The sequence below is a fragment of the Acinetobacter sp. A1-4-2 genome (assembly GCF_040233925.1).
GTDB lineage: Bacteria > Pseudomonadota > Gammaproteobacteria > Pseudomonadales > Moraxellaceae > Acinetobacter.
Genome location: NZ_CP157981.1, coordinates 517,987 through 538,420, shown reverse-complemented (window position 1 = coordinate 538,420; position 20,434 = coordinate 517,987). Strand labels below are relative to the sequence as shown.

Here is a 20,434-nt window from a genome sequence, read left to right as displayed (position 1 = left end):
GTACCTTATTTTTTCAGCTCTTTGGCTGATACTGTTGAAGCACAACATGTTTGGCATCGGATGATGTAAACAATGTTGCATAGATAAATGAAAAAATAACCCCAAATAAAACCGTCAAACCAAAGCAGTGAATGGCATAAGTCTGGCTAAAGGATAATAACCCGAAACCTAATAAGGTCGACATCATACATAGGAATAAGGCCATGCCAACTACTTGTGGATGATCATGTCCATGTCGGTAAAAAATGGCATAGTCCACCCCAATCCCGATAATCAGGAAAGTGCCCATAATGCTGAACAGATTGATTTCCACTCCGAGCCAGGCCTGAATGGCGAAGGTGGTCATTAAAGCCAGACTGACCGGTAACACCAAAGGCAAAACCGACTTAAGCCCATACAGTATCCCCAAACCAATCATCAGGCAGACTAAGGCAGAAAGCAGCAACCACTGTGCCTGAATACGGTGTTGCTGGAACAGTTCAGACAACTGGTTTACCGGACGCAATAACTGTACCTGTGGACTATTCAGCTGTTGCAGGGCAGCCACATCATGTACATTTTGCAGCAGCACCAGACGCTCGGTTGGGCTCATTTGTAAAAAGGCCAAAGGATGCTGACTCATTTCAGCTGGACTGAGTAAAGGCTGCCGGGCCAACTGTTTTTGCCAGGCCAAGACCTCTGCCGGATTCAGCTGCAATGCTGCGGCATAGTCCTGCAAGGCACTAGTCGGAATGGCTTGCAACAATTGAATATTGTGTTGCTGCTGTGCTTTGGAGGGCAACCATTGACCGAGAGCCTGAAAACCTTCCAGCTTGTTTTGCGCCTGTAACAGTTGCAATTTTTGCAGCAATTGCTGTTCATTCTGTTCCAGCTGCTGCAGCGTATCACCATGCACCACAAAGTATTCGCTGCTTTGCTGCTGCATAAAGCGTTCACGCACATACTGGTCTTCCTGTTTCAGCTGTTGATCCATACTTTGCAGGTTACGGATATCATCATTGCTTTGCAGCAACATCAGGCTACTGCCGGTGACCACGGTAATGACGGCGATCAAGCCATAACGCAGCCCCTTTCTGGCCTGAATAAAGGTTCGGGCTTGGCCAATAAAACTCAAGCGGCGAATCGCCGGTTCAGCATTTAATGCCGGCAGTCTTGGCAACAATAAAATGCTGGTGATCCATGCCGCAGCCAGCCCCACCATTGAGAAAACAGCAATCTGCCTAAAGCCTGGAAATGGGGTAAAGCTGAGGAAAATATAAGCCACCAATGTCGTCATCAGACCCATAAACAGACTGGGCAACAGCGGTTTCAGTACGGCAAAACCGTTAATATGCCGATGCTGTGATTGCATCGCCATAAAGTAAAAGGAAAAGTCGACACAGACTCCGACCAGACTAGCACCAAACACTAAGGTCATCAGGTGAATTTCCCCAAACACTGCATGGGTGATGGCAAAGGCCACCAGACAGCCGGTGCCTACAGCAATCATTTCCGTGAGCATGGGACGAACCGAGCGGAAACCAAACAGCACCAGGAAGAAAATCCCGATGGTCGAACCGACCCCAATGGTGGAAATCTCTTTTTCCGCCGAGGTGGTACCGAACTGGGCAAACAATAACGTTCCGGTCCAGTGCGGCTCAACTCGCATCTGTTTCAATTTTAAATTTAACTGTGCAATCCATGCGGCAGTTTTTTCCTGATAATCAATATTGTAAGGGCTATTTTTGAGCTGCAAAACGATAAGGCGGGAAATGCCCTGCTCATCGCGAATGGTGGCAAAGCCATCTTCCAGCGCAATATCCGGGTTCACCTGTAAACCGGATAAGCTGACAGCATAACGTGGAAATAATAAGAGCGGATCTTGTTGTAACAGCTCTGCTGTGACCGGCATACCCGGACTCATGATCTGCAACAGGCCCTGTTCGCTCAGCGCGGCATAATCCTGTTGCTCCAGCAGCTTTTGATCTGTGGATGACAGCAAACCGGCACGATGCTGATACAACACCTGGGCAAACTTGTCACTGTCCAGCTGTGCATGTAAGGGCTGCCATAAATCACTTTGTGCCACCTTTTGTTTAAAAGTCGCTGTGGCTTTGGTCAGGGTGGCATCATCCTGGGCATTCAGCACCACAAAGACTTTGTCATTCAGCTGCTGACTGACATATTGCTGCGCCCGTTCCAGCCGCGGGTCATGGTGGGCTTCCGGCAATAAAGCAAAGATATTGGTTTGAATATGAATGTCTTTTTTCAGCCATGCACTACCCAGCGCAATGGCAATCACGCAGAGTACAAGCAGCCACAGTGCGGTAAATTTATTTTGCCAGTTGGAAAAGTGCATTTTCCTCAGCCGTTAAGGTTTGGGGTTGGGTGGTTTGCTGGCTAAAGCGAATGCTGGTGCTGTTATTGGCTTTCTCGCGAATCACAATACGGTCCACATAACGCTGCCCTTGCGCATCGACCCGGACAAACAGTTTTTTAAATAAACTGCTTTTCGGGGTTAAGGCCACAGTCCACTGTGCCGGACTATAACTGGCCGAAACAATACTAAAGTTTTTGGCTAAAGCCGCTTCATTCCCCGACATCAGCTGCAAGAACATAGTCGCGACCGAACCATAAGGAGATTTATCAATTTCAATCTGGCTATAGGTCCGCTGGGTTTTTTGCACCAGTTTACGTGGGGTCACAATCAGGTCAGCCTTGACCGGATTCTGGATTTTCCAGATTACGCCATGCGATTTGGAAAATAACACCGTGCCTTTGGAGATGAAAGTTTTGTTCATACTCGCCAGTTTTTTTTGCTGTTCAAAATTGGCCCGCACCGTTGGTGTTTCGGAAAGTTGAGCAAAGATCTGTCTGAGCTGCGGATTTTGCGCATGTACTGCTTGTGACAGCAACGTGATCAGCGACAGCAGTCCAGCCAGGAATAATCCTGCTGCACGTGGTAGATTGAAAGATGTCATCTTGCTTTACTCCGGCTTAAATTCAGACCAGGCATTTAAACGCTGCAATAAAACTTGCGGCGACTGGAAACACATTTCCCGACTGGCAATATCTACCGCCACTTGCGTGGTATAGCCTTTGGTGAGCCTTTTTCCACTTTCGGCATCAAAAATCTGGTATTCAATTTTCAGGCGGTTTTCCCATTCTTTTAAAATGGCACGTACCCGAATTTTCTGCTCAAATAGGATGCCATGCGCATAACGCACATGACTTTCAATCACCGGCCATGCATAGCCAGAAGCGCGCATCTGCTTATAGTTATACTGAAACTGGTCCAGCAACTTGCAGCGGGCAATTTCAAAATACTTTAAATAATGCCCATGCCAAACCACGTCCATGGTATCCACATCATGAAAGGGCACTTCTATAATCACATCGGCATGCATCGTCTGTTTCCCATCACGTTTAGCGAACAAGTCCACTGTTCAATAATTGCAGATTTTCCAGTCGATCCACCAGTTGCTGCAACTCGTGCTGCAATGGCCGGTCTTCCACCACGTAATCAAAGGTTTGTAACACCCAGGCCTTAAATGTGGCGAGAACTTCAGACAATTTTCCATCCAGAGTTTTTAAATGAATGGCTTGTACACTGGCACAGCACAGGGCCGCAATCACCTGTTCGGTCAGTACGATCACACGGCTGGCGTCACGTGCGGCAATGGTACCCATACTGACCTTGTCCTGGTTATGACATTCGGTCGAGCGCGAGAAAATCGAAGCAGAAAGGGTCTGTTTCAAGGCTTCTGCCGTCCATGCCGACACGCCAATCTGCACCGCCTTAAAGCCATGATTCAATGGTAGGCGCTCGTCGGTTGCCCCAGTTAAATTACGCGGCAAACCATTATTCATTTTATAGTCCACCAGTTGCGCCAGCTGACGGTCCATGAGGTCGGCAATATTGGCAATCATGATTTTCAGGCTGTCCATGGCCTGGGCAATGTGACCGCCATAGAAATGCCCGCCGTGCAACACACGCAAGTTCACCGGATCAATCAGCGGATTGTCATTACTGGAATTCAGTTCATTTTCAATAAACTGGCGCAGCCATACTTTAGAATCTTCAAATACGCCAATAATATGCGGTGCGCAGCGTAGCGAATAACGGTCCTGCAGACGTGAACTTTGATGTTCAGTCTGTACTTCACTGTTCAGCCAGTCACGCAGCTGTGCGGCAATATTTTGCTGGCCCGGATGCGGTTTTTGCGCAAACAGCACTTCATCAAAATGGCTCGGATTACCTTCCAAAGCCAAGACATTCAGCGCGGTAATACAGGTACTGGCCAAGCTGATCTGTTCAGCTTTTTTATAGTTCAGGCAGGCAATCGCGGTCATCACCGCCGTACCGTTCATCAGTGCCAAGCCTTCTTTGGGACGCATCACTAGGGGTTCTAGGCCTTTTTCTGCATAAACCTGACTGACCGGAACAATCTGTCCCTGATCATACACATCGCGCTCACCGACCAATGCGCCGGCAATATAGGATAATGGGGTTAAATCGCCACTGGCCCCCACCGAACCTTCAGAGGGAATCACTGGAATCACGTTTTCATTTAACATCCAGACCAGACGTTCCAGCAGCGCATGCGAAACCCCGGAATAGCCACGTGCCAGCGAGCACAGGCGTGTCACCACCACCGCACGTGCGGTGATTAAATCCAGATTTTGTCCCAGACCACAGCCATGGAAACGCGATAAATGCAAAGGCAGTTCATTGACCTGATGCGCAGGAATTTCCACCAGACAGGAATCGCCATAACCGGTGGTCACGCCATAAATCACGCCTTCATCCTGCAACAGTTGATCCAGAAAATCAGCACCGCGCTGAATCAAATTGCGCCATTCATTTGAGTCCGGTAAAGCCACGCGTTTTTCCTGACGTGCGACTGCCACCACATCTTCAATTGAAAGTGGACTTTCCCCAATAACTAAAACTTGCATTAATCTTTGTTCCAAAAATTATAAAAATTAAACCATTGATACGGCGCACGAATACAGTGCTGCTCAAGGAGTGATACATATTCACGGATGGTCGTTTGCATGGCTTGCAGACGGTTGTTACGCGGAAAATTCAGTTGTTCAGCAATCGAATGGATATGTACTTCAAAATGAGTACCGACCCGATAACAGAACACGGCCAGCACTGGCACTTTCAGCAAACTGGCCAAAATCCAGGCCCCTTGCGGCCAGTTCGCCTGTTCAGCTAAAAATGAAACGGCTTGAACCCGGTCTGACTGCACCGGTACGCGGTCTGCTGCCACAATCACCCATTCACCCTGATCGAGTTTTTCCTGCAAAATCAGGGCAGTTTCAATACCGAGTTCATCCACCGAGATCAAATTGACATCGGCATGATGATTGAGTTTTTTCAGGAACTGGTTAAATTTGGTGGCATGTTTTTGATAGACCAGCACATTAATTTTTTGTGGATATTCCGACTTGATCGCCCGCAGCAACTCGATATTGCCAAAATGCGACACCACAATGACAGCCCCCTTTTGATAGCGGGCACGAAAATGCTCATGACCATGCAACTGTAATTGCTGCTCGGGAATATTGCCCAGCCAGCCTTCAATTTTATCCAGAATACATTCGCCAAACTGCATAAAATGCTGATAGCTATGTGTCAGACTCGGCGTATGCGGAAATGGAGAGTTTTTACCTGCAAAATGGTGCAATCGGGTCAAATATTGCATTGAAGCCTGACGTGCTGCGATCGCAAACAGCCAGTACCACAAAATAATAAAATACAGCAATATGCGACACAGCCATCGCCCGCCTACGCGATAGAAAGCCAACATCAAAGTCAACGGTAACATACCGCCACGTTCTTTGATGTCATTCCATTGGGTCGGGTTCAGATCAGCCACAGTATCAACCTTGCATTTTTTGTCGCAATAATTGCGGCAAACGAATGAGCATCCCACCCAGCAATTTGGCATGGGTCTGACTCATTCCCCAGTTGTCACGCCAGGCGTTGAAATGGGAAATGCCATCTTCCGGATAAATGACTTTGGTCGGTACATTGATAAAAGATACATTGGCCCACTTTAAGCGCACCAGAATCTCGCTATCAAAGCCCATACGCGGCTGAAACTTTGCCGAATCCAGCACCTGAATGGTAGGTGCTAAGGGATAGACCCGGAAACCGCACATGCTGTCCTTGATCTCCAAGGACAGGCTGTTAATCCAGACCCAAATATGCGTGGCATAACGGCCATAAAGGCGTTTTTTCGGCACTGATGCATCAAAAACCGGCTGACCGATAACCATCGCTTCCGGGTGTTGCTGGGAAATTTGCAGGAATTTTTCCACATCCTGCCAGTCATGCTGACCATCAGCATCGAGCTGCAAGGCATGACTGAAACCTAAAGCATACGCATGGCGCAATCCGGTAATGACAGCCTGTCCTTTGCCCTGATTATGCGTGTGTTCAACCAGATCCACCCGGGGATGTTTCAGCGCAAGATCATGTAAAAGCTGGGTACATGCGGCATCACTACCATCATTGACCAGAATGATCGGCATTTGAAACTGGTCCAGATGGGCGACCAAAGCTTCAATATAATGAGGATGGTTATATACCGGAATAACAAAACAATGCTGCATAAATCGTCCTTTTTAAACCGGTTCGGTAGGTATATGAAACAGCAATCGACCAGAAGCCAAAGTCTGCTCTGCATGGCAAAGCTCAAAACTGACTTTGTGCAATTTTCTGGTCAATTTCAGTTGCAACACCATATACGGTTGAATCAGGTCCTGAAATTTTAATTGCTCAAAACCGTTACACCATTCCAGCTCTGCCCAGCTCTGACGGGCAAAATGCTGGATGAAACCGATTTGTCCTACTCCCGGGAAAATAGGTTTGCCGGGGAAATGTCCTTTAAAACATTCCAGCTCAGGTGAAAACTCCAAACGATAGAGCGCCTGCTCTGACTCATGGTGCTGTTCCAGTACTATAGGCAACAACATCAGTTGAAATAAGGATTTCATGTAGTGTTTATTCAGCTTGGATTGGGCATTTTGCGGTAATTGGGTCAAAAAACGCCACTGTCTGGGAATGGCAATGCCTTCCAGCTTGGATTTTAACTGTGCTTTTAAGGCCGCAATATACTGCGCTTTGCTGCCATTTTGCAGTTGCTGTCTGGCCTGCTCTGACAATACCGCAACACAGGCTAAAATCTGACGATGTTCCCGTTCAAGAATCAGGACATGACACTGTACGATGTCATCCAGCTCGATAATTTTCTGCTCGATGGCATCCAGACTTAAACGTTTTTCTTCCAGTTTGACAATCCGGTCCAAACGACCCAACACATGAAATGGACTTTTCAAATTGCCCGGCTCAATGACCTCGACCTGATCGCCAGTGAAAATCCAGTCTGCACTAAAGGCATGATTGGTTCTAACTTGTAGTTCCTGCTGCTCACTGGCCTGAATATCCACATTGGCAAAAGGCATCCATAAGGCATCATCTTGCTGGCGATGCGCGATCCCCCCTGTTTCCGAACTGCCAAACACTTCGGTAATCGGTCTGTTTAAATAAGGACGCACTCCAGATTCCAGTTTTCCACCGGATGAATAAACGGTCAAGCAATCTTGCAACAAGACATCACGGGTCCAGCGCTTTAACAGGGCCGGACTGGAAATCACATAATTATCAATCTTGAAAGTGCTTAGTTTTTTCTGGATGTCGGCCACATCTTCCGGAAAGGCCAACTGTGCCTGATAAAAACAGCGACCGCTTGCCAGTGGCCAGAGCAACTTAAACAGTAGACCATAAATATGCTGATGGCTCACTGTGGCAATGGCAATCGCCTGTTCAGGCAACTGAAAACTGGCATCCAGTCCCTGCACTTCATTCAGCAACTGACGCAAGCTGCGCGGAATTTTCTTCGGCTGCCCGGTAGAACCAGAAGTATAAAAATAGATTTGCGCCTGATTTAAAAAGGCATCATCCAGATTGAGTTGAATCGGCTGGTTGTGGGAAGCTGCTACAGGCTGACGCTGTAAAAAATAAATGTTCTGTTCAGCCAGTTCTTTTTCTAAGTCACTGACACGGTGCGGAGGTAGTAATACCTGTTTTTTGGCCAGCAGTGCCGCAAACAGCAGTACTAAAAACTGGTAACTGTCAGGTTCCCAAAGTGCCCAGCTGTCCTGTACAAGTGACTCAATGGCCTGGCTTTGTTGTATCACATCCTGCCAAAAATCCTGAAAGCGGATTGGGCTTAAATCAGGCTGAATGCACAGTGCTTTCTGTGAATGAAGATGACTTTGAAAATGACACAACATAATATTCTATTTTTATTCCTGAATTTGATTTAAGCGCTGTTGCCGCTTACGCAAGATAAATTCGCCCAGTAATAGTAGCCCCATCAACACATAGGAAATAAAGCCGTTATATAGCACCCAAGTCTGCATGGAAGCAAACAAGACTGTCGCCAAGGCAATCAAGGCATTCAATACAAAAAAACCGCACCACACCATGGTGACTTTACGGGTCCAGATCACACCTGCTTCGGGTAAATCTGGTTCAGCCAACCGGGCAAAACGCTCAATCATGGACGGTGGACGGATTAAGGTCGAGGCAAAAATCATACATGCCCCGACACTCATCAACACCGGATACAGTTTCAGCCAAGCATGATCTTTTAAAATCAGGCTCAAGCTACCACACAAAATGGCAAAGCCGGTTAAAGGCCACAGCAAGGCATTGCCCTTACTGAACAGGCGCAAGAGTCCCAAAACAATCAGCAGGCTGCTGACCCAGACATATTGTCCATGGGCCAGGCTATAACCCACTAAAAAGGGATAAAGAAGCAAGCCAATTGCCACTATCCCTTTCAAGAGCCATTTCATGCAGCAGACATGTTCTGAATTACGGTTACCACATCCTGCACCGTACGGACATTTTTAAAGTCTTCAGGATTGACCTGCTTGCCGGTCAGTTCCTTGATTTTGACCACCAGATCAATCGCATCAATACTGTCGACATCCAGATCGGTGGCTAAATTTGCATCCAGCTGCACATCTTCAGGGCTAATTTCAAACAGATCTTCCATCCATTCTCTAAGTTTTTCCAGTACTTGTTCCTGAGTTAGCATGACTACCTCTTATACCTGTTGCTGTGCTTCAACCAAAGCAACCAGACTTTGAATTGATTTAAAATGTTGTTTGGTTTCTGCCGATTCAGCATTCAAATGAATGTTGTAACGCTTTTTCAAAGCCAGGCCAAGTTCCAGGGCATCAATAGAATCCAGACCCAAACCATCGCCAAATAAAGGGGCATCGGTGTCAATATCTTCTATGCTGATGTCCTCAAGGGCTAGAACATCAATAATCATTTGCTTTAACTCATCAGCAAGATTGCTCATTTTTTAGATAACTCTTGGTTAAAAAATTGGTGTAATTGATGATTGAGCTGACGCACATTTTTGGGATTTACGCTGGCATCGTCCAAAAGATCATCGACTTGAATGGCATCCAGTACCTTCACCTGAATATGAAAGGGCTGTGAAGGAATGTGATACCACTTTTCATTCTTGGTTAAGGTTGAAGGGGTACAGCTAATCAGCACCGGACGAATCGGCACATTGGCGCGAATGGCAATATTGGCCGCCCCACGCTGAAACTCATTCAGCAATTCCCCTTTGGCGGTCCGTGTTCCTTCCGGAAAAATCAGCAGCGATGCCGCCTGATCCTGCCGGAGCTTTTCCACACAGTCATGAATAAATTGCTCAGAACCGGCATTTAAAATATAACCGGCACTCTGTACTGGACCTTTGGTAAAGGGATTCGACCATAGTGCTTGCTTGACCACACAGTTGGCCTGTTCCATCAGCCCGATCAGCACCACCACATCCACCAGTGTCGGATGATTGGCAATCACCAGTTCCTGCTGACTGTGCTGTAATTTTTCCAGACCTTCGATGTCATAGGTCATAATTCCCAGCTTGACCATCATTTCGGTAAAGCCCTTGAAACTATGCTTAATCACCTTTTGTGCACGCTGCTGACGCAAGTCTGGATTGCGGGTCGATAAATTTACCAAAGGGGCAACCAGTCCGCCAATGGCCACACCGCCAATACCAAAACTGGCAAAACTAAACCCGGTTGCGCCCACACGCCACAGGTAGTTGGCTTTTTGTTTAAGTTGATCTGGTTTTAACATGTTTGCCACGCCTGAGTATGCAGGGGAACTTGATTCTGTGCAGATTGCTGCCAGAAATCATGAAAATTGAGTGCGTCTTTATATTTATGGCAATGATTGCCTAGCGCTTGCATATCCAGTTGCAGGTTAGGTGCGTCAAGACCAACAATTGCCGACATGGCAAAGGCTGTAAAAGGCTCAGCTTCCTGATAAAGTGCCGGTAATGCCTCGTCATAATACACCACCAGAACGCGTGGATTGGGTTGCATTGTGGTTTTTAACCAGGCATAGGCTTCAATCAGCGCTTCACTCCACGAAGCCGCCAGACTGGTCGACGGGGTCTCATCCTGACACAAAATCGAATACAACCCGGCAATCGCATTATGCACCGACGTGGAAAACTGGGTGGGTGATGGCGTCTGATCTTGCAGCACATCGGCCAGAATGTTTAAAGTTTTATGTTCATCGCCATATTGCGAAGCCCAAACGATATAATCTGCCCGTTCAGCATTCAGCGATTGAATGGCACTGCTTAAAGCGAGTTTGGCAATCCCTGACAAACGTCTGCGCTGCATGGCTGGAATTTGTTCTAAGGCTGCAACGGTTTCATCGGCACGACTTATGCACAGTTGTGACACATTGATTTGAAGCATTGCCCTAATTTTCCATACCCAAAAATATTTTAGCTCGAGGCTATTTTAATTGGCGGGATTATAGCATTTGTAATAAAAATTACACAAAATGTATCTTGTACAATATCAATTATTTAAATTTATATTTTTGATTTCATTGTTTATTTTATTTAAAAACCCTTAAAAAATTGATCAAACATAAAAAAACCAGCAACACCTGTTGCTGGTTTTTATTGCATCAGTGCAATGTTAAATTAATTGCCTTGCACCAAACGGCGCGCACTGATAATGCCCGGCTGTTGTTCCAAACGCGCCAAAAGACGTGATAACTGGGCCAAACCTTTAACCTCAATCAACAGTTTCATGTTGGCAATACCGTCCGCTTCAGAAATGGTATTTACCTGACGAATATTAATCTGATCCGAGAAAATCACTTGAGTCAGGTCTTTGAGCAGACCGCGACGGTCATAGGCTTCCACCACAATCTGTACACTTTGGCCACGGGTCGGCTGCATTTCCCAATCGGCTTCGACAGCACGTTCAGGTTCCTGAGAAATCATGCGTACATAATCCGGACAGGCCACCTTGTGAATACTGACGCCACGATTCAGGGTAATATAACCGCCAATCGATTCGCCATGCACCGGCTGACAACATTGGGCAATATGCAGTTCCACATTGTCCAAACCATCAATTAAAATGCCGTGTGCCGACAAGGTATGACTGGCACGCGGATTCAAGGTCGGTTTGAGCACCAGTTCAGGCTCATCCTGACCGATATGCATATGACGATTGACCTGATTGATCAAGGAATGCAGGCTGATATCACCATTCACCAATCCAATCAGAATGTCTTCACCCAACTTGACGTTGAAATGATTGCAATAGTCACTTAAATCAATACTTTTCGGGTGAATCGCCAGACGTGAAAGCTCTTTATTGAGAATTTCACGGCCTACTTCCAGATTTTTACTGCGGTCTTGCTGTCTAAACCAGTGACGTAACTTATCCCGTGCCCGGGCAGTTTTAATGTAGCCCAGTGAATTTACCAACCAGTCCCGGTTCGGCTCGCGATCTTTCTTGGTTAAGATTTCAACCTGCTCACCGGTTTTCAGAGTATAGGTCAGCGGCACATAGCGCTGGTTAACGCGTGCTGCATAACATTTGTTACCCACTTCGGTATGCACGTGATAGGCAAAATCTAAAACAGTCGAACCACGTGGTAACTCTTTGATATCCCCATCACGGCTAAACACATAAATTTTTTCAAAGCCTTCAAAATCTTGAATCTGTTCAAAATTCTCTGGTTCATCTTCTACTTTATGCGCGCTGGCATCATTACGTTCCTGATAATGTTCCAGTACAGCACGTAAAGAATGTAAACGATGATTGAAGGAATGATCGGTATTTTTAGCACCTTCTTTATAGTTGAAGTGCGAACATACCCCAAGCTCGGCTTCTTCATGCATATCCTTGGTTCGGATTTGCACTTCAAGCGACTTGTTCTCTGCAATCACGGCAGTATGCAATGAACGGTAGCCATTGGCCTTCGGGTTGGTAATGTAATCATCAAACTGATGCGGAATATGACGCCAGATTTGATGCACAATACCCAAGGAATGATAACACTCGGGTACGGTTTTAACCAAAACCCGCACTGCACGAATATCATAGAGCTGGTCAAAGCTTAAGTTCTTGCTTTTCATTTTTCGATAAATCGAATAAATGTGCTTCACCCGACCGCTAATCTCGGCTTCAATGCCATGGCTGGCCAGTTCAGTTTTCAGTTTATCAATCACAAACTGGATGTACTGCTCACGCTCCAGGCGCTTCTCATTCAGCAATGAGGCAATTTCTTTATAGCGCTCCGGGGCCAGATAACGGAAAGCAAGATCTTCCAGCTCCCATTTAAGCTGGGCAATTCCCAGACGGTGTGCCAAAGGTGAGTAAATAGTCAGAATTTCACGCGCAACCCGCTCCTGACGTTCCCGAGAAGCTTGAGTCAGTTCACGCAAGGCATAGGTACGTTCGGCCAGCTTGATCAGCACCACACGAACATCTTCGGTCACGGCAATCAGCATTTTATAAATGCCGCTTAAATGTTCGCGCTGGTTGTTATTAAAATGATCTTCCAGACGCTTGTTCTTTTCAATCAGCTCGGACAGCTTACCCATCGCGAGTGTCCCTTGCACCAGACTATAGACTTGCTCACCAAAATGTTGCTGTACTTCTTCCAGCGTCATCACGCCTTCACGAACGCTACGATACAGCATTGCAGCAGACAAGGTCGCTTCATCAACATGCAGATGCGCCAGAATATCGGCCATTTCAATGCCGGTATAAAAGGTATTGGAACGATGGTTGACCGTACTTTGCAGTTCTTTCTGCAAAGTTAAATGCGCTACATCTTCGAGTTGTTTTAGCGCCGTATCATCTAATATGCCACGAACCCGATTTAACCATTCAGCCAAATCTTGTCGAGCTTGTTCGGCATGTTCTACAGTCGCTTCCTCCGACAACTCATTGAGACGTCCAGGAAGCTGCTCACGTACTGTGACCATACCCTACTCCTACTTTTTTACACTTCATATTATAAATCGTTTATTTCGTTGTATTTTTCGAATAAGGCAATAGATTCAACATGTCCCGTATGGGTAAACATATCCATTACCCCAGCCTTTCTTAATCGATAACCATGTTTCACCAGCACACCCGCGTCTCGCGCCAATGTGGCAGGATTACATGATACATAAACGATTCTTTTCGCACCAAATTTGGGCACATAATACATTATTTCCTCCGCCCCTGAGCGTGGAGGATCAATCAATAATGCATCAAATCCCTGATTTGCCCAAGAATGATGCGAAAAATCTTTTGTTAAATCTTGTGAATAAAATTTTACGTGATGCATACCATTTTTCTTGGCATTTTCTGCACCGCGTCGAACCATTTCTTCACTTCCCTCCACAGCAACCACTTTTCCAGTTTCACCGACACAACGAGCTAAGGGTAAGGAAAAGTTTCCTAAACCACAAAACAGGTCAAGTACGCGTTCACCTTGCTGCAATTGAAGCAAATCACATGCCAGCTTCACCATCTGAGGATTAATGGTGGAGTTGACCTGAGTAAAATCAAGCGGATTAAAGCCAAATTTCACCTCAAATTCATCTAAAGCATAATGCAAACGCATGTCAGCTGTCGGATCATCGACACGATGCAAACTGTCGCCACCAGCAGGCTGTAAATACAGTTGCCACTGTCTGTTTAACGCAAACTGTTTTAATCGGTTGACATCATCGGATGACAATTTTTCAGTATGGCGAACCAGCAGTGCAATATCCTCATCACCCATGGCCAATTCTACATGACCAATCGCTGCTTTGCCCTTTAGACTTTCGAGTAACTCTCTCAAAACCTGAATAGAACCGAACTCACGATCTAACACCATACAATGCTCAATCGGCGTCAGTTTATTGCTCTGACGTTCACGAAAACCCACCACCAGCTGATCTTTAGCCGGAATATAACGTACGCCGATACGTGCTTTACGACGGTAGTCTTCACGTTGAGAGCGTAACGGCGTGAGCCATTGCTCGGGTTGGATGCCGGCAAAATGTTCCAGATGTGACTTCAAGACTTCCTGTTTGAGCCGGATCTGCTCATCTTCTTGGATGTGCTGCATATTACAACCACCACAGACACCAAAATGCGGGCATTGCGGCTGAACACGCAAATGCGAAGGCTCACTCAGAACCTCCACACAATCGGCTTCTTCTAAACGTTTCACCACATGGGTAATTTGCGCTCTAACCGTCTCCCCCGGCAAGGCATAGGCAATAAAAACTTTTTTACCGCACTTGTCACTCGGATGATCGGGATGCGATCCATAGTGCGCGATTCCCCGTCCTTCATGTGAAAGAGACTCAACCTGAAACGTGTAAATCGGATGCTGAGCTGGACGTGGCTTGGTTCTATGTTTCATGAATACCTAGGGTGTGGGAGAGATAAAATCTGTGGCGGTAAATTCGGTATGTTGTGAAGTTTCACGCCATACCTGAAGAAAATCTGCATGTTGCGGTTGATGCTGTAAATACTGGATAGTGCTTTGAACCCAATAACGGTGATCGTCACTAAGTAACTGCCCCTTGAGCAATAACCAGCGCAAGTAGATCAGCCAGGTATTCAGCACATCACCTTCACAGTAGCTGGTCAATTTTAACCACTGCTGCTCACGGACATATTCTGGAACATGGTAAGCACCATCACCGCGCTTGCCCGGGAAACCAAGTAAGTGGGCCACATCATCCAGTTTCTGGAAATGACGGCCATTGAACATGGCCATGACATCCATCAAATCGACATGGCGCTGATGGTAACGGTTCTGGTAATTATTATAACGCTTTTGCTGGTCAATTTCGCCCTGATCAAACAAACTCGGTGCCGACAGACCGTGATACATGGCACGGAACAGGATCACCGGCAAATCAAATTGTGAACCATTCCAGCTCACCAGGGTCGGATGGCGCTTGTCAAAAATGGACAGGAATTTTTTTAAAATCTCTGCTTCGCCGTATTGCTCACGGCTAAATGAAAACAGTTTCATCGCCCCATTTTCATCAATCCACAGTCCGGAAATACAGACAATTTCATGCAGCGGCAAACGCTGGAAATCCGTACCTGATTCCTGCCGGCGCAATTTCATTAACGCCTGCTCAAGATCCGCTTCGGGCAAATCCAGATGATATAAATGCGCACCTGACTTTAAATCGGTCAGGGTTTCGATATCAAAAATCAAGACAGGTAAGCGCATTTCATCTCACAGTTTTTAATTATTCAGGGTCGACTACAGAGAATAAACCTGTAGACAGGTAGCGGTCACCACGGTCACAAACGATGCAGACAATTACAGCGCCCGGATTTTCTTCCGCCAGTTTAATGGAAGCCCACACGGCACCGCCTGATGATGTTCCGGCACTGATGCCTTCTTTGCGCGCCAGTTGACGTGCAGTTTTTTCCGCTTCAATTTGCGGAATATCGATAATGCGGTCAACACGTTTCGGATCAAAAATGGTAGGCAGATATTCTTGTGGCCAGCGACGGATACCGGCAATATTGGAACCTTCCGAAGGTTGCAAACCGACAATCTGAATATCCGGATTCTGTTCTTTTAAGTATTTTGAAATCCCCATAATCGTACCTGTGGTTCCCATGGAACTGACGAAATGGGTAATTTTACCGCCGGTTTGTTGCCAAATTTCCGGACCAGTCGTCCGGTAATGGGCATCCACATTGTCCGGGTTGCCAAACTGGTTCAACACCAGTCCTTTCCCCTCTTTTTGCATTTGCAGTGCCATATCACGCGCCTGTTCCATATTCTCAGACTCGATCAGCTCGGCGCCATAAGCACGCATCGCATCTTTGCGTTCCTGACTTGAACCTGCAGGCATAATGAGTTTCATTTTATAGCCACGCATGGCAGCCACCATGGCCAAGGCAATTCCCGTATTTCCACTGGTCGCTTCAATCAATGTATCGCCTGGCTTGATTTGACCACGTTTTTCAGCTTGCATAATCATATTATACGCTGGGCGATCTTTTACCGAACCTGCAGGATTGTTTCCTTCAAGTTTAGCCAATACTGTTGCTTGAGTATGACTTGCCAAACGTTGTAAACGCACCAGAGGAGTTTTTCCTACATAGTGGTCCAGTAAAAATTCGTCAGCTTGGAAATCAGGGGTAGTATTACTCATTATTTGCACCTATATCGAGGTGCGCCTATTGTATGAAAAAATGCTTCCTCCTGCACCCATTTAGCAGGCTTTTTATTGAAAGTGATTAAAGCACAGCCAGTTTTAAATAAAGCGTGCTAATATGCAAAACATAGGGAATCAACTGCTTTAACCATGTCAAATATCAATAAAAAGTTATTTAAGCGTCTACACTTAAATCATGCTTATGGACAACTCATCGCCATGATTTTTGTCCCCATTATGGTTTTGGCATGTGTGGGGGCATTGCTGGTTTTATCCGAAACATCCAATGCCTCACGGGCGCAGCAACGTCAGATGGCCATTGCGATTGTGACCCGCTATCAGCTGACCGCCGAAGCTGCATTCGATCTACTCAACCGCTATCCCTGGCAATATGATCAGGCTCGTAATACCCTGCAAGTGATGCTGGATGAAAAACATCTCATTCGTGCCGCAATTATCGATCCCCAAGGCAGAAACCGTTTAAGTATTGGTTTTCAGGATCAGGAAGCTTGGCCCAAGATTGACGCTAAAGCCGATTTTGTCGGGCCTATCCTGCATAATCACAATCATATCTATGCCTTAAAAATTAATGAACATACCGATAACCCGGCCACACTGGTGATTGAGCTGGATAACCAGCCCCTGGAAATTGCCCATTACCGGGTCATGATTGTACTGATTGCCACCGGCCTGCTGACTTTATTGCTACTGTTACTGTGCCTGAATTTCTATTCACGGCGCTGGATTGCGCCGATGTACGAAATCCGGATGCAGTTACAGCGCCTGAATGCCGACACCCTTGATCAGCACATGGTGATTAACAGTACCGGTGAATTGCGCTTGTTGCAGCGTGATATTGCCAATGTGGTCAAGCGGCTGCACTTCAGCTTTCTGGAACTCAAAGAACATACCGAACAGACTGAAGATGATTTGCGTCGCACCCTGGATACCCTGGAAGTGCAAAACATTACTTACCGTCAGGCGCGTGACCAGGCCATTTCAGCCAACCAGTCCAAGTCGGTATTTCTGGCCAATATCAGTCATGAACTGCGTACTCCCTTGAACAGTATTGATGGTTTTATTCATTTATTGCTACGCCAAGGCAACCTGAGCAACGAGCAGAACCTGTATCTGCAAACCATTCGTAAATCATCTGCCCATCTGCTGGCACTGATTAATGATGTACTGGATTTCTCCAAGATTGATGCCGGCAAACTGGAACTGGAAACAGCCCCCTTTGATCTGGAAGAAGCCATTTTTGACGTGATGGATATGCTCTCGCCATTGGCAGCACAGAAGCATATCGATATGGCCTTTTATTATGCCGATAATGTGCCTACGCAAGTGATTGGCGATGCCTTACGCTTCAAGCAGATTCTGACCAACCTGATCTCCAATGCCATCAAGTTCACTCCCGATGGCGAAATTATTGTCCGTGCCCGCATGGAACATGATGATATCGGGCAATGTTTATTACACTTTAGCGTGCAGGACAGCGGCATTGGTCTGAGCGGTACGGACCGGAAAAAACTGTTTGAATCCTTCTCGCAAGGCGATGCTTCAGTGACCCGTCAATTTGGCGGCACAGGACTTGGTCTGGCCATTTCCAAACAGCTGGTACATTTGATGCAGGGGCAAATTGGCTTTGAAGACAACCAGGAACGCGCGCCGACTGAAAAAGGCTCAACCTTCTGGTTTACCGCCATGTTTGTGGTGGATGAAGAGATTGAAATTGTGCATCCGCACTTTGAACAGATGCAGGTGGTTTCCTATTTGGCCCATCCTGCAACAGCCAACATTCTGCGCCATTATCTGGAAAATTATGGGGTGCATCATGTCGAAACCGGCTCGATTCTGGACCTGTTCAGCCAGCTGAATAAATTCTCAAATAACGATGAAAATACCTGGCTGATTGTCGACCATAGCGGCGATGGCGAAGCCCTGCTGAAAGAAATCCGTCAACGCTACCATGGCAATATTGCCGTGTATGGCTATCAGATGGCACTCGATCCAAGCATGCTGAATGAATACAGGGCCCGTCCACTATATCAACCACTCAGTCGTAGTGCCTTGATTCAACTGCTCAGCAATCAGCCTGTTTTCGAACAGGATGTACATGAAGAATTTAATGGACAAGGTCTGCATGTCCTGGCTGTGGATGACCATTTACCGAACCTGATTGTTCTGGAAGCACTACTTGCAGAATTAAATGTCACCACCACCAAAGCCTTAAGCGGCCAGGAAGCCATTGAAATTATTCAGCAGCGCATTGAACAGGAATTACCTGCATTTGATGTGGTGTTTATGGATATCCAAATGCCGGTGATGTCCGGGATTGATACCACCCGTGCCATTCGCTCGCTAGAGTCGACCTTGGAAAATCATAAACGTCTGCCGATTATTGCCCTGACCGCACATGCCCTTGCTGATGAAAAACAAAAACTGTTGCAGGTCGGTATGGATGATTACGTGACCAAACCGATTCAGATGGAACAGATTATTCAGATTCTGACCCACTGGACTTCGGAAAGCTTTAAAAAGGCTAAAAGTATAGAGAAGTCTATTCTGATTGAAGCGCTGGATCCCAATATTCTGGATTGGCAACAAAGCCTGCAACTGGCAGCCAATAAAGAAGATCTGGCCATCGATTTACTGAAAATGCTCATCGACAGTTTCCCGACAGAACTGGATGAAATGCAACAGTTGATTGAAATGGAAGATTTCCCGCAACTGGAACATGTGCTGCACCGCTTATATGGGGCAACCCGTTATGTGGGTGTTCCTCGCCTTCAGGAAGTCACCGGTGGATTCGAACAGTTTGTTTCTGCTTTACGTAAAGAACGCCGCAAGGCGGATGAAGCCTTTATTCAGGAAACCCTGAAATGCTTTGATGAATTACAGTCGGTCATTCAGCAGGTTGAACAGGCCTCCCAGCAAATTTTAAACAGACCAGGGATCTGATCAGGAGTTATCTGAATGTTGAAAGTCACGTCTATCTTTAGATGTGACTGTGCTGTCATGTATCGCGGCATGTATCAGAGAAATACCCATGTTATGCTCAAAACAATAGAAAAATACAGGTCTCTACAATGGCGTTACTTCGCATAGAAAAAAATAATGGCATCGCAACCGTTTGCTTAAACCGTCCAGAAAAGCGTAATGCCATGAGCTTTGCTTTATTACGCGAACTGGTCAATGCTGCCAAACAAATTAAAAAAGACCGCTCCATCCGCTGTGTCATTTTAACCGGTGAAGCACATGTATTTAGTGCCGGCATTGATCTGGCCGATTTAAACGCGCCGAAAAATACCGCTTACGCCGCTTGGGAACTGCTAAAACCGGGACAAAGCCTGTTTCAGAAAGCATTTCTGATCTGGCAGGAACTGCCTGTTCCTGTTATTGCTGCGATTGAAGGCTATTGTCTGGGTGCCGGTATGCAACTGGCTTTGGCTGCGGATATTCGTATTGCCCATCCGGACACCAAAATGTCGATTATGGAAAGTCGCTGGGGATTGGTGCCGGACATGGGACTCACCCGTTCCCTTAAAGGCATTATCGGTCTTGATCTGGCCAAAGAACTGACCTTAACAGGACGTATTTTTGATGCCAATTATGCCAAAGGGATTGGTCTGGTGACGCATCTGGATGAATCACCCATCAGCAAAGCCCAAGCGATTGCAGAGGAAATGTTGCAACGTTCACCCGATGCACTTGCTGCTGCCAAACATGTACTGGATGCCATGGAACATGAACCGAAGAAATCGTTACGTCTGGAGAAAATCTGGCAATTAAAATTACTGTTAGGCAAAAACAGTAAATTGGCGCGTAAAAAAGACAAGAACCCGGAAGTTCAGTTTTTACCGCGCCAATATAAGTAAAATAGTGAAATAACAGCATTGTCC

The 20,434-nt window shown here is 46.4% G+C and carries 18 protein-coding genes; 2 read left to right on the top strand and 16 right to left on the bottom strand.

The annotated features are described in order from the left end of the window. Positions 1 to 13: 13 nt before the first annotated feature. The 16 genes from ABJ384_RS02625 to cysM form a co-directional block, all read right to left on the bottom strand. On the bottom strand, positions 14 to 2,338 hold the full coding sequence (locus ABJ384_RS02625) for a hypothetical protein (RefSeq protein WP_200223167.1): 2,325 nt from the start codon (positions 2,336 to 2,338) through the stop codon (positions 14 to 16). Next, positions 2,313 to 2,960 (bottom strand): outer membrane lipoprotein carrier protein LolA, encoded by a 648-nt coding sequence (locus ABJ384_RS02620; protein ID WP_086195847.1) that lies wholly within the window; start codon positions 2,958 to 2,960, stop codon positions 2,313 to 2,315. Before ABJ384_RS02620 ends, ABJ384_RS02625 begins: the two co-directional genes overlap by 26 nt. 6 nt (positions 2,961 to 2,966) lie before the next feature. Then, complete coding sequence (locus ABJ384_RS02615) at positions 2,967 to 3,386, bottom strand: thioesterase family protein (protein ID WP_086195848.1); 420 nt, start codon at positions 3,384 to 3,386, stop codon at positions 2,967 to 2,969. Positions 3,387 to 3,405: 19 nt separating this feature from the next. Then, positions 3,406 to 4,938: an aromatic amino acid ammonia-lyase gene (locus ABJ384_RS02610; RefSeq protein WP_349928714.1), complete on the bottom strand. Its 1,533-nt coding sequence runs from the start codon at positions 4,936 to 4,938 to the stop codon at positions 3,406 to 3,408. Next, the gene (locus ABJ384_RS02605) at positions 4,938 to 5,816 is read right to left on the bottom strand and encodes an acyltransferase (protein ID WP_349929695.1); all 879 of its coding nucleotides are present in this window, start codon (positions 5,814 to 5,816) and stop codon (positions 4,938 to 4,940) included. Before ABJ384_RS02605 ends, ABJ384_RS02610 begins: the two co-directional genes overlap by 1 nt. A 55-nt stretch (positions 5,817 to 5,871) precedes the next feature. Further along, positions 5,872 to 6,606, bottom strand: a complete 735-nt coding sequence (locus ABJ384_RS02600; RefSeq protein WP_349928712.1) for a glycosyltransferase family 2 protein — start codon at positions 6,604 to 6,606, stop codon at positions 5,872 to 5,874. A 12-nt stretch (positions 6,607 to 6,618) separates the two neighbouring features. Then, positions 6,619 to 8,289: an AMP-binding protein gene (locus ABJ384_RS02595; protein ID WP_349928710.1), complete on the bottom strand. Its 1,671-nt coding sequence runs from the start codon at positions 8,287 to 8,289 to the stop codon at positions 6,619 to 6,621. Positions 8,290 to 8,301: 12 nt separating this feature from the next. After that, positions 8,302 to 8,856 (bottom strand): septation protein IspZ, encoded by a 555-nt coding sequence (locus ABJ384_RS02590; protein ID WP_180174428.1) that lies wholly within the window; start codon positions 8,854 to 8,856, stop codon positions 8,302 to 8,304. Then, positions 8,853 to 9,101 (bottom strand): acyl carrier protein, encoded by a 249-nt coding sequence (locus ABJ384_RS02585; RefSeq protein ID WP_166171369.1) that lies wholly within the window; start codon positions 9,099 to 9,101, stop codon positions 8,853 to 8,855. The genes ABJ384_RS02590 and ABJ384_RS02585 overlap by 4 nt, the downstream gene beginning before the upstream one ends. A 9-nt stretch (positions 9,102 to 9,110) precedes the next feature. Next, positions 9,111 to 9,371, bottom strand: a complete 261-nt coding sequence (locus ABJ384_RS02580) for a phosphopantetheine-binding protein (RefSeq protein WP_086195854.1) — start codon at positions 9,369 to 9,371, stop codon at positions 9,111 to 9,113. After that, positions 9,368 to 10,168: a lysophospholipid acyltransferase family protein gene (locus ABJ384_RS02575; protein ID WP_086195855.1), complete on the bottom strand. Its 801-nt coding sequence runs from the start codon at positions 10,166 to 10,168 to the stop codon at positions 9,368 to 9,370. The genes ABJ384_RS02580 and ABJ384_RS02575 overlap by 4 nt, the downstream gene beginning before the upstream one ends. Next, entirely contained in the window at positions 10,162 to 10,800 is a 639-nt protein-coding gene (locus ABJ384_RS02570) for a beta-ketoacyl synthase chain length factor (protein WP_349928707.1), read from the bottom strand. Before ABJ384_RS02570 ends, ABJ384_RS02575 begins: the two co-directional genes overlap by 7 nt. Before the next feature lie 233 nt (positions 10,801 to 11,033). Then, the gene (locus ABJ384_RS02565; protein WP_086195857.1) at positions 11,034 to 13,340 is read right to left on the bottom strand and encodes a bifunctional (p)ppGpp synthetase/guanosine-3',5'-bis(diphosphate) 3'-pyrophosphohydrolase; all 2,307 of its coding nucleotides are present in this window, start codon (positions 13,338 to 13,340) and stop codon (positions 11,034 to 11,036) included. Positions 13,341 to 13,369: 29 nt separating this feature from the next. Beyond that, the gene (gene rlmD / locus ABJ384_RS02560) at positions 13,370 to 14,761 is read right to left on the bottom strand and encodes a 23S rRNA (uracil(1939)-C(5))-methyltransferase RlmD (protein ID WP_349928705.1); all 1,392 of its coding nucleotides are present in this window, start codon (positions 14,759 to 14,761) and stop codon (positions 13,370 to 13,372) included. A gap of 6 nt (positions 14,762 to 14,767) precedes the next feature. Next, positions 14,768 to 15,589: a 3'-5' exonuclease gene (locus ABJ384_RS02555; protein WP_180080726.1), complete on the bottom strand. Its 822-nt coding sequence runs from the start codon at positions 15,587 to 15,589 to the stop codon at positions 14,768 to 14,770. Positions 15,590 to 15,608: 19 nt separating this feature from the next. After that, positions 15,609 to 16,529, bottom strand: a complete 921-nt coding sequence (gene cysM / locus ABJ384_RS02550; protein WP_086195860.1) for a cysteine synthase CysM — start codon at positions 16,527 to 16,529, stop codon at positions 15,609 to 15,611. A 153-nt stretch (positions 16,530 to 16,682) separates the two neighbouring features. On the opposite strand from cysM, the gene ABJ384_RS02545 reads away from it, so the two are divergent. Together ABJ384_RS02545 and ABJ384_RS02540 are read left to right on the top strand one after the other, a co-directional pair. Further along, entirely contained in the window at positions 16,683 to 19,493 is a 2,811-nt protein-coding gene (locus ABJ384_RS02545) for an ATP-binding protein (RefSeq protein WP_349928703.1), read from the top strand. A gap of 128 nt (positions 19,494 to 19,621) precedes the next feature. Continuing rightward, entirely contained in the window at positions 19,622 to 20,410 is a 789-nt protein-coding gene (locus ABJ384_RS02540) for a crotonase/enoyl-CoA hydratase family protein (RefSeq protein WP_180080730.1), read from the top strand. The last annotated feature ends 24 nt before the right edge of the window (positions 20,411 to 20,434 follow it).

What these genes read in the sequence shown, in the direction of transcription:
- ABJ384_RS02580 (WP_086195854.1), bottom strand. Translation starts at nt 9,371, where the DNA reads ATGAGCAATCTTGCTGATGAGTTAAAGCAAATGATTATTGATGTTCTA.
- ABJ384_RS02540 (WP_180080730.1), top strand. Translation starts at nt 19,622, where the DNA reads ATGGCGTTACTTCGCATAGAAAAAAATAATGGCATCGCAACCGTTTGC.
- ABJ384_RS02590 (WP_180174428.1), bottom strand. Translation starts at nt 8,856, where the DNA reads ATGAAATGGCTCTTGAAAGGGATAGTGGCAATTGGCTTGCTTCTTTAT.
- ABJ384_RS02625 (WP_200223167.1), bottom strand. Translation starts at nt 2,338, where the DNA reads ATGCACTTTTCCAACTGGCAAAATAAATTTACCGCACTGTGGCTGCTT.
- ABJ384_RS02570 (WP_349928707.1), bottom strand. Translation starts at nt 10,800, where the DNA reads ATGCTTCAAATCAATGTGTCACAACTGTGCATAAGTCGTGCCGATGAA.
- ABJ384_RS02585 (WP_166171369.1), bottom strand. Translation starts at nt 9,101, where the DNA reads ATGCTAACTCAGGAACAAGTACTGGAAAAACTTAGAGAATGGATGGAA.
- rlmD (WP_349928705.1), bottom strand. Translation starts at nt 14,761, where the DNA reads ATGAAACATAGAACCAAGCCACGTCCAGCTCAGCATCCGATTTACACG.
- ABJ384_RS02545 (WP_349928703.1), top strand. Translation starts at nt 16,683, where the DNA reads ATGTCAAATATCAATAAAAAGTTATTTAAGCGTCTACACTTAAATCAT.
- ABJ384_RS02615 (WP_086195848.1), bottom strand. Translation starts at nt 3,386, where the DNA reads ATGCATGCCGATGTGATTATAGAAGTGCCCTTTCATGATGTGGATACC.
- cysM (WP_086195860.1), bottom strand. Translation starts at nt 16,529, where the DNA reads ATGAGTAATACTACCCCTGATTTCCAAGCTGACGAATTTTTACTGGAC.
- ABJ384_RS02575 (WP_086195855.1), bottom strand. Translation starts at nt 10,168, where the DNA reads ATGTTAAAACCAGATCAACTTAAACAAAAAGCCAACTACCTGTGGCGT.
- ABJ384_RS02620 (WP_086195847.1), bottom strand. Translation starts at nt 2,960, where the DNA reads ATGACATCTTTCAATCTACCACGTGCAGCAGGATTATTCCTGGCTGGA.
- ABJ384_RS02555 (WP_180080726.1), bottom strand. Translation starts at nt 15,589, where the DNA reads ATGCGCTTACCTGTCTTGATTTTTGATATCGAAACCCTGACCGATTTA.
- ABJ384_RS02610 (WP_349928714.1), bottom strand. Translation starts at nt 4,938, where the DNA reads ATGCAAGTTTTAGTTATTGGGGAAAGTCCACTTTCAATTGAAGATGTG.
- ABJ384_RS02595 (WP_349928710.1), bottom strand. Translation starts at nt 8,289, where the DNA reads ATGTTGTGTCATTTTCAAAGTCATCTTCATTCACAGAAAGCACTGTGC.
- ABJ384_RS02600 (WP_349928712.1), bottom strand. Translation starts at nt 6,606, where the DNA reads ATGCAGCATTGTTTTGTTATTCCGGTATATAACCATCCTCATTATATT.
- ABJ384_RS02565 (WP_086195857.1), bottom strand. Translation starts at nt 13,340, where the DNA reads ATGGTCACAGTACGTGAGCAGCTTCCTGGACGTCTCAATGAGTTGTCG.
- ABJ384_RS02605 (WP_349929695.1), bottom strand. Translation starts at nt 5,816, where the DNA reads ATGTTACCGTTGACTTTGATGTTGGCTTTCTATCGCGTAGGCGGGCGA.